Raw genomic sequence first — 1,990 nt, 5'->3', positions numbered from 1 at the left:
ACATTAATGCTTACCATGTCAACATATTTGTTTACCGGGAGAAGGATTACCCCGCGCCTTTAGCACTATTACCGCATCCGTCGATGCTGGGGTTAATTCTATACATCGGAGAAAACACTCAACGCCTCTGTGACGTCCAGTGTACGCCCGCTAAATGCTTTCACCTGTTGTGCAGAATTTGGGCATAAAAAAGCCGCCGTCGCATTCTATGAACACGTACGGCAGCATACCCCTATATAGTGGCTAAATGGCTAAGTGATGTCAACCCCCTTTTCGCGATATGTTTAATTTTCGCTACATGTTTACGCTCGTTGAATGCAGTTCGAAGCGGATGGTAGATCATCCAAAGGCTTGCTCTGAGAATATCATCTACTTCATTGCGACAGGTTCCATATGACGGCTTTCTCCACCCCTCCCCATTTCTGCCCTTGTCGATTTTGCGAGGACTTGCGCACTTGTGATAGTAAGATGCAATTGCACGCTTGGAAGAGCCGTGTGCGTAGTAACTAAGCAGAATACCAAACGCCTTTTTATCAATGCACATGACGGAATCTACGACCTGAGAAATCAACATTCCGTCATCGTCATTACACATTGGTCTGCTCATGCCCGACTGCGGTTCAACCGTCGCCATATACTGCGCTATGACGCTGCTCTGGCGCTTTTCCAGTCTGCCGCTGTAAACCCATGCCCCCCACAACTCCAGCCAGCCATTCAGCCAGTCGTGCTGCTCTTTGGTGAGACTTAGTTCGCGTATGGTCATCATGCCTCCAGAACAAGCTGATCATCTGTCAGATAAAGGCCACCAAACGAGTAGCGGATGCCTTCACGGATATTTTCAAGGGTCGCGTAGGGAAAATAATTGAGATAGAACTCAGTTGCCTTATCTGCCTCGGATAGCAATTCAGAGCAATGCTGCGGTCGGATCACAAAGATAACGCCCTGAAAGATGGCTCCTGTTTCACATGGGTAATGGATTTTTTTCACGTATTCCTTGCTCATGTTGCCTCTCTTTGCTTAATCAACGCCCGTAATTTAGCCCTGTACAACGCACGTAGCGCGGACAGTTCTTCGCGGGTGTATCGGTGAGGGTTGTTATCAAATTCAAGCGCCAGTACGCGCTCAAGGCCGATTTTCCTGATGAGATTGAACCGGTATTGAGTAATCGCGCCGGAGTGGTGAACGTTACATGCCGAACACTGGCTGTGAACGTTGTCCTCGTTGAACCGAAGGTGAGATGCTGCCGCCGTCGTCCGGTAATGCCCGGCGTGATAGCTGATCGCCCAGGCACTGCCGCAACTGATGCAAATTTCCCCGTCCCGCGCCCTGATGTAGTCGTTAAATGCCCGCTGGGTCATGTTCATCCAGTGGCTTAAAGGCTTCACATCGGCTTTGCGCTTGTTCCATGCAGCACGCTGCTCCCTCTCCTGGCGCTTTTGCTTGCGCTCGGATAGTTGGTTAGCGAGTTGGATTGCACATTTTGGAGAACAGACGGTTTGTAGGCTATTGCGGGGTGTGAACTTGGTGGGGCAGCATTTGCACTTCTTCGGCTTCGGCTTGATGCCTTTAACCATCATCATCTCCATAGCCATTGGGATCAGTCATTTCGTAAAACGCTGCGCAGCTTTCGCAGCAATACGTCTCTTCCGGCTCCAACTGAATGCTACAGCCTGCGCAGCCAGAACCTGAACTGGTACTCACCGTGCGATAGCGGGAACTCGTGTTCATGGCACCGGTAATACTGTTCACATAATTCGCATGACGCTCCATACCAGTAAGCCTCCTCAGCAGTTAGTGGTCGATAGCAACTGCAACACCGCTGCTTCATAATCAGCTCCAGATACTTTGTTGATATGTCCTGTCCGGCTTTGGCTCTCGCTTCATCTCGGGCAGCAGCGCACTAACCAGCCAGAGGCGCGGGTCGGTTGCGAGCGTCTTACGAGTTTGGATGTTGCGGGAGGCGTAGCGGGAAAGGAGTTCGTTAGCGGTA

Annotated in this window: 3 protein-coding genes; all 3 read right to left on the bottom strand. The window is 50.8% G+C overall.

The annotated features are described in order from the left end of the window. Positions 1–232: 232 nt before the first annotated feature. The 3 genes from GSQ70_RS00740 to GSQ70_RS00730 are packed head-to-tail and all read right to left on the bottom strand — an operon-like array spanning position 233 to position 1,592. Positions 233–763, bottom strand: a complete 531-nt coding sequence (locus GSQ70_RS00740) for an antiterminator Q family protein (protein WP_158780490.1) — start codon at positions 761–763, stop codon at positions 233–235. Next, positions 763–1,002 carry a hypothetical protein gene (locus GSQ70_RS00735; RefSeq protein WP_158780489.1) on the bottom strand — a complete coding sequence of 80 codons (240 nt, stop codon included), beginning with the start codon at positions 1,000–1,002 and terminating at the stop codon, positions 763–765. Before GSQ70_RS00735 ends, GSQ70_RS00740 begins: the two co-directional genes overlap by 1 nt. Next, positions 999–1,592, bottom strand: a complete 594-nt coding sequence (locus GSQ70_RS00730) for a recombination protein NinG (RefSeq protein ID WP_370521024.1) — start codon at positions 1,590–1,592, stop codon at positions 999–1,001. Before GSQ70_RS00730 ends, GSQ70_RS00735 begins: the two co-directional genes overlap by 4 nt. Positions 1,593–1,990 lie beyond the last annotated feature (398 nt).

Origin of the sequence: Pantoea sp. BAV 3049, from assembly GCF_009765445.1 — a bacterium.
Classification (GTDB): domain Bacteria; phylum Pseudomonadota; class Gammaproteobacteria; order Enterobacterales; family Enterobacteriaceae; genus Erwinia.
The sequence above is the reverse complement of the archived record's forward strand: the minus strand, read 5'-3'. Positions and strand labels throughout refer to the sequence as shown.